The organism is Trujillonella humicola, from assembly GCF_046233715.1.
In the GTDB taxonomy this organism is placed as follows: Bacteria; Actinomycetota; Actinomycetes; order Mycobacteriales; family Geodermatophilaceae; genus Trujillonella; species Trujillonella humicola.
Genome location: NZ_JBJNRJ010000063.1, coordinates 20,982 through 27,350, shown reverse-complemented (window position 1 = coordinate 27,350; position 6,369 = coordinate 20,982). Strand labels below are relative to the sequence as shown.

Genomic DNA, 6,369 nt, shown 5'->3' with positions numbered 1-6,369 from the left:
TCAAGCGCATGATCGCTCGCGAGCTCTACTACGTCCTACGACCGACAACACCCACCGAAAACCTCGCCTCGGCCGCTTGACGATCCATAGGAGCATCCCGAGCGGAGCCGGGTCGTGACCGGACGGGTGGACCTGCGGGCGGAGGTCCTGGTCACCACGACGTCGGTCGACGGCACGCGCATCGGCGCGTGGCGCAGCGGCTCGGGACCGCCGCTGCTGCTGGTCCACGGGGGCACGGCCGACCACACCCGGTGGCGGCCGGTGCTGCCGCTGCTCGAGCCGTACGCCACGGTGTACGCCGTCGACCGGCGGGGCCGGGGTGCCAGCGGTGACGCGCCGGAGTACGCGGTGGAGCTGGAGTTCGCCGACGTCGCCGCGGTGGTGGACGCGATCGGCGGCACGGTCGACGTCGTGGCCCACTCCTACGGCGCGCTGTGCGCGCTCGGGGCGGCGCTGCGGACCGACGGCATGCGCCGTCTCGTGCTCTACGAGCCGCCGGTGCTGCCGCCGCCACGCTCCACCGCCGACGACCGGATGGCGGAGCTCCTGGCCGCGGGCCGCCGCGCCGACCTGGTGGAGACCTTCTTCCGGGAGATCGTCGGTGCCGACGACCACCAGCTGCGGCTGATCAGGGCGGCGCCGTCCTGGCCGGCGCGGGTCGCCGCCGCGCACACCGTCGTCCGGGAACGGTTGATCGACCCCCCGTACCGCTTCGACGCCGCCCGCTACCAGGGCCTGGACGTGCCGACGCTCCTGATCGCCGGCGGGAACAGCGCGCCCTTCCTGCAGGCGTCGACGAAGGCGGTGGCCGCGGCGGTGCCCGGCGCTCGCGTGACCGTCCTCCCGGGGGAGCAGCACGTGGCGATCGACAGCGCTCCCGAGCGGTTCACGAACGCCGTCCTCACCTTCCTGCGAGAGGACGGCGTGCGCTGAGGGCCGGCGAGCGGGGCGTGCCGGGCCGGACCCGGTGGCTACCCGGGGAGGAGCGCGACGACCACGAAGTGGCAGGTGGCAGCCGCGCAGACGAAGGCGTGGAAGACCTCGTGGTACCCGAACACCGAGGGGGAGGGATCGGGACGACGGCAGTGGTAGACGACGGCGCCGGTGACGTAGAGCAGACCGCCGACGAGGGCGAGGATCGCCGCGGGGACACCGCTGTGGGTCCACAGCCCGGGCAGCGCGAGCAGGTTCACGGCCCCGAGGCCGATGAACACCCCTCCGACCAGGCGCTCGGACGCCTGCATCCGCGTGAGGTGCGCAGCGGTCGCCACCACCGTGAGCGACCACAGGACGGCCAGGCACACCGTGCCGAACGCGCCGGGGACGGCGACGAGGAACACCGGAGTGGCCGTTCCGGCGATCAACAGGAAGATCATCACGTGGTCGGCGCGCTGCATCCGGCGGCTGGCCACCGGCCCCCAGTTCCCCCGGTGGTAGAGGGCGCTCACGCCGAAGAGGCCGCTGGAGCACGCGACGAAGATCGCGGCACCGGTCCGGTGCGCCGCACCGTGGGCGGCGAACACGAGCAGGGTGCCCGCGACGAGCGACGCCGCGAACCACACCAGGTGCAGCCATCCCCGCAGGACCGGTTTCTCGTAGTGGACGCCACGCCGCGCGTCGTAGAGCAACGTCGACGGAAGAGCCGAGGCCGCGACGAGCGCCGGCAGCGGCCGCGGCAGCGCCGGACCCGCCGCCCCGGCGGCGTCGGAACCGTCGCCAGGAACGCCGTTCTGGGCGGCCGACGTCAGCATGCTTCGCATCTCGCTCCGGGCAGAACGCTCCCGGTCTGTCACGCACCTGCTGTGACATGGGGACAGCCGGTCTGGCTGGTTCTGCGCGCCGGGGAGGTGTCCGAGCGGTCGGCGCAGGGGAGCTGCCGGGACTGTTCCCCTCGTGGCGGGTGGCCAACCGCGAGGCTGCAGGTCGTCTCGGGTCCCGGCAGACCGGCTACGCCTGGCGCCGTCTCACCCCGCGCGCCGTCGCGGCGGTCGCCGTGGCCGCCGTCATCGACATGAACGTCGGGGAGCACGACCGCGCCCGTCGACGCTCGGCGGAGGCCGCGGTGACCCCGTGCTCGACCCGGGGGCACGGCCTGGTCCTCCTCGCCGAGGACGACCAGGCGCTGACCGAGACGACGGCCGTCGTCGAACCGGCACGCTCCCTCGGCCAACCGGAGGCGGAGGCGTACGGGCTGTGGCACCACAGCGAGGCGCTCGAGGCCGTTTCCCGGCTCACCGAGGCGCTGGACGCGGCGAGCACCGCGCTCGCCGTCGCGAACCGGATCGACGACCGGAGGCGGGTGGAGACGGCCCATCGGGCCCTGGGGATCACGCACGAGCTGGCCGGTGACCTCGACGCGGCAGAAGCGGCGTTCGCGTCGTCCCTCGCCGCGGCGGCAGGCCTCCGGCTGTACTCCTCCTGGGCGGTGGCGCGCCTGGCGCTGGTCACCTGTCCCGAGGGGACGCCGACCGTGCCGAGCTGCTCGTCCGGCGCCCTCACCGAGGCCCCGCCGCTGGGACGGTGCGAGGCCCGGGTGGCGCGGTGCGGGCTGGCCGTGGCCCGCGCCGAGCCCTGCGCCGGGACCCTCGTGCGCACCGCCATCGCGGCGGCTCACGCGGGAGGGCACGAGGTGTCCGTCCCCGTGCTGGGGCGCATGCTCGACACGGCGACGGGCAGGTGACGCGGCGGACCGTCGCCGCCGGCTGCGCTCTCTCCGCGCCGACGCCGGTCACGGTGCGGCTGCCGGTCCCCGCCAGAACTGCAGGAGCACCTGGTTGATGCCAGGGGCGAACTGGATCTCGTGCCCGGCGCCCGCGACCTCCGCGCGGGCGGCGCCGACCCGTTCGGCCAGGTCGTCGCACATGGCGTCGAAAGCGGGGCTGTGGCCGCCGGAGACGACCAGTCGGGCGCAGCCGGCCGCCGCCAGCTCCGCCAGTGGCAGGTCGGCCGTCCAGGGCGGCCGGCTCCGGCGGAGCAGCGGCACCAGCGGCAGGGCCGCCTCGAGCACTCCGGGCGGTAGGTCAGCGGGATCGCTGCCGACCGTGCGGAGGAAGCGCTCGATCCACTCGGCATCGGGGAGGTCGGTGTCCCAGAGCCGGCGCATGCCGTCGACGAGGGTCCGTGCCGCGGGGTCGTGCTGCGCCAATCCGGTCGCGGGCGGCTCCAGCACCACCAGGGAGCGCACCGTGTCGGGACGGCGGCTCGCGGCGACCATCGCCGACAGGCCGCCGTAGGAGTGACCGACCAGGTGCGCGGGTCCGGCGTCGCCCAGCTCGTCGAGCAGGGCGCACAGGTCGTCGGCGTCCCTCAGGAAGTCCTCGCCCTCGGCCGGCGGGCTGTCCCCGTAGCCGCGCCGGTCGAGGACGAGCAGCCGGAACCCCTCATCGGCCAGCGGACGCTGGGCCTCCCACTCGTCCGCGCCGGAGGACAGCGAGCCGTGCACGAGCAGCACGGGGGTCCCGGTGCCCCAGGTCTCGACCGCCAGGTCGCTCACGACGTCCTCCTCCAGCCTGCCGGGCCGGCAACGTCGCGTCGGAGCGCAGACCTGCGTCCTGGTGCCGGTGCAGTCCGGGCCGTGGCCCGGATCCTGTCGCCCGGCCGGGCCGGTCGCCGCAGGCGTCGATCGTCGTGTCGACGCGGCGAGCTCGTCAAGGGTCGAAGGTGAGGGCGGATCGCCGCTCGCGGCCGACGCAGTCACGGGCGAACCGGCCGGCGGCCGTCGACCCGCGCTGACCGTCGGTCCATACCGTCGGGCCGCCCGGCTGCCCTACCCGTGGTGGTCCGGCTCCGCGGTGACGACGTCGACGACGAGGCGCTGGGGATCCTCGAAGCGGGCGACGGCGAAGGGCAGCTGATCGGTGACGCCGGCGTAGAAGGTGTAGCGGCCCTCGAACCAGGAATCGGTGATCAGTTCATCGATCACCCGGGCGTCGGCGACGGCCAGCCGGTCCCGCTGCTCCCAGGGGGTGAGGCCCGGCGGTGCGTCCGGGGGCAGCAGGACGTTGGTCAGGGTGATCCCGAGGGTGGCTCGGCCGGCGACCTCGATCGGTTCACCCGAGCGCTGCGCGGTGGGGTCTGCGGCGTAGCCGAGCTCGTAGCCGACCTCCCCGTCCCCGGCGAGCTCGAAGACGATCCGGTCGAACCCGTCGTGCGCGCCGAGCCGCACGTCGGTCAGGACCACCGGCTCCCCGGCCCCCTCGGAGACCACGTCGACCAGGTCCTCCCGGCCGCCGCCCACGGGTGGGATGCCTTCGCCGGGGGCGCCGCCGTCGTCCGTCCCGGCGTCGTGCCGCAGGTCGACGACCAGCCGCGTCGGGTCCTCCAGCGCCACGATGCCGTAGGGCACCTGCCGGTCCAGGCCGATCGCCCAGCTCAGCACCGCCTCGAAGTCGCCGGTGCGCACCACCTCGGTGACCACCTCGGTGTCCGGCGGGTCGAAGCGGGTCGGCCCGTCGTAGGTCGGCCGGCTCGGCGCGGGGGAGAGGTCGACGCCGCTGGCCGGGGCAGCCGTGACGTGCAGGAAGGCCTCGCCGTCCACCTCGACGGGTCGGCCGGAGCCGGCCGCGAGGATCGGTGGCTCGACGTACTCCACCCGGTAGTCGGGAACCGGCCCGTCGAACTCCAGGACCACGCGGTCGAAGGTCGCCTGGCCCGCCACCCGCACGTCGGTGAGCAGGGCGGGCTCGCCGATCCCCGGGAAGCCGTCGGTCTCGACGGGACCCGTGGTCGGCCGCCCCATGGGTGTGAGCTGCTCATCGGTCCGGTCCGGCACCCCCGTGGCGGCGGTGCCTGCAGGCTCGGAGGCCGTGGCCGGTGCCCCTGGCCCGCCGGCCGTGCCGGCGCACCCCACGAGGGTGGCGGCTGCTCCGCAGGCGACGAGGAGGCGAACCGGCCGCGGTCCTCTCTCGGTCTTCCACATCGGATCCATCCCGGAGCCTTGCCACGCCCGCAGGGAGAGAAGCGGCATGTGGCGCACCGACACGGGATCGCAGCGCCCCCGTCATCAGGTCGTCGGGTCGCGTGCCGGCGGGATGGGCTGCCCTGGGGTGCCAGGCGACCACGCTGCCCCAGCGCGGCATTCCGGCGCGGTCGTTCACCGCGGTCTCTCGGCCGCTGCCCGTGGATCCGGGTCCGACCGGACCGTCAGACGGTCCCGGCCCTGTCGACGGGCATGGTCCCCGAGGAGGTCGTCGGCGAGGTCGACGACCGTCCGGCCGGTCGCGGCGGCGCGGGCGCGGATCAGTGCGCACGCTTCGCCGGCGGACACTCCCAGCGCGAGCGTGAGCAGTCCCACGGCCACGCACACCCGGCCGTGACGATCTCCGTCCCCCGCGCCCGGTCCGGGCCTGCCCGCCACCGTCCCGGCCCACCAGTCTGCGACCGGCGTGAGCTGCTCCGCGACGAGTGCGGCAACCCGCCGGACACCGAAGACGGCGATCGTCTCCGCTCCGGTGGGGTCGGCGAAGTACAGGCTCATCCCGGCCAGTCCGCGCGCGCGCCCGGGCAGCGGCACGGCGAGGACGCTCCGCAGCGGCGTCCCGCTGACGAGCCGATCGCCGGAGGTCGCCGCTGGATGGGCCGGTGGGTCCGCGGTGGCCACCACCGGATTCCCGGTCCGGATGGCGCGCAGGCAGGAACCTCCCGGCTGGTGAACTGCAAGCGCTCAGCGGCGGTGGCGGCCTCGTCGCTGGCCGCGAGCGGAGTGCTGGGGCCGCCGTCCACGTGCACGCTCAGGCCGACATCCGCCACCGGTAGCTCGGCTGCAGCGGCGCAGGCCAGTCGCAACGGTAAGCCGCCGGGATCAGCGAGCTCGTCGTCGTGAGGTCCGGCAGATCCGGCAACAGCACTGAGCTCCACGACCGGCTCCTCGTGGTCGTTCCGGGAGCCGCGGCTGGGCTGCGTCGTCAAATGTTCGTGGCCGCCGCCGACGAAACTCCCACGACCGGATGCGACGTGCCCCTCGACCGGCGGACGGATCCGCCGGCCGACGCGGTGCTGATCGCCCACCACGACGTCCTCCGCGGCCTGCTGCGCGAGCTCGCGGAGACCTCCGGGGCCGAAGCCGATCGGCGCGGACGGTTGCGCGCGGACTTCCTCCGCGAGATCGAGGTGCACGGCCTGATCGAGGACGAGATCTTCTACCCCGCGGTCCACGAGGTCTCGCCGCTCCTGTCCGTCGCGCACGCCGAGCACCGGCAGATCGACGACCAGCTGGCGACGGTGATGCGCACGCCCGTGGACGACCCGGAGTCCCTGGTGGAGGTCCGGATGCTCGAGTCGACGCTCCGCCTGGTGTGACGCTCCGCCGGTGACCCACCTGGCCGGCGCCACGGTCGCCGTGCGACCGGTCAGCGACGCCTCGCCCCGGCG

General features: G+C 74.7%; 6 protein-coding genes. 3 read left to right on the top strand and 3 right to left on the bottom strand.

Annotated elements, in window-relative coordinates:
• Window positions 1–114: 114 nt before the first annotated feature.
• Entirely contained in the window at window positions 115–933 is an 819-nt protein-coding gene (locus ACK586_RS22185) for an alpha/beta fold hydrolase (RefSeq protein ID WP_409332687.1), read from the top strand.
• Between the two features lie 38 nt (window positions 934–971).
• Here the strand turns inward: ACK586_RS22185 and trhA are convergent, their stop codons facing one another.
• Window positions 972–1,760, bottom strand: coding sequence for a PAQR family membrane homeostasis protein TrhA (gene trhA, locus ACK586_RS22180; protein WP_409332686.1), 789 nt, complete (start codon window positions 1,758–1,760; stop codon window positions 972–974).
• A 140-nt stretch (window positions 1,761–1,900) separates the two neighbouring features.
• Between trhA and ACK586_RS22175 the strand changes: the two genes are divergently transcribed.
• Window positions 1,901–2,680 carry a hypothetical protein gene (locus ACK586_RS22175; RefSeq protein ID WP_409332685.1) on the top strand — a complete coding sequence of 260 codons (780 nt, stop codon included), beginning with the start codon at window positions 1,901–1,903 and terminating at the stop codon, window positions 2,678–2,680.
• A gap of 48 nt (window positions 2,681–2,728) precedes the next feature.
• On the opposite strand, the gene ACK586_RS22170 is transcribed toward ACK586_RS22175, so the two are convergent.
• A complete protein-coding gene (locus ACK586_RS22170) occupies window positions 2,729–3,493 on the bottom strand; it encodes an alpha/beta fold hydrolase (protein ID WP_409332684.1) in 765 nt (254 codons plus the stop codon).
• A gap of 273 nt (window positions 3,494–3,766) precedes the next feature.
• Complete coding sequence (locus tag ACK586_RS22165) at window positions 3,767–4,738, bottom strand: AMIN-like domain-containing (lipo)protein (RefSeq protein WP_409332683.1); 972 nt, start codon at window positions 4,736–4,738, stop codon at window positions 3,767–3,769.
• Window positions 4,739–5,952: 1,214 nt separating this feature from the next.
• On the opposite strand from ACK586_RS22165, the gene ACK586_RS22160 reads away from it, so the two are divergent.
• Entirely contained in the window at window positions 5,953–6,297 is a 345-nt protein-coding gene (locus ACK586_RS22160; protein WP_409332682.1) for a hemerythrin domain-containing protein, read from the top strand.
• Window positions 6,298–6,369: the final 72 nt, after the last annotated feature.

Coding starts and splice junctions, on each gene's coding strand:
- trhA (WP_409332686.1), bottom strand. CDS start 1,760: ATGCGAAGCATGCTGACGTCGGCCGCCCAGAACGGCGTTCCTGGCGAC.
- ACK586_RS22165 (WP_409332683.1), bottom strand. CDS start 4,738: ATGGGGCGGCCGACCACGGGTCCCGTCGAGACCGACGGCTTCCCGGGG.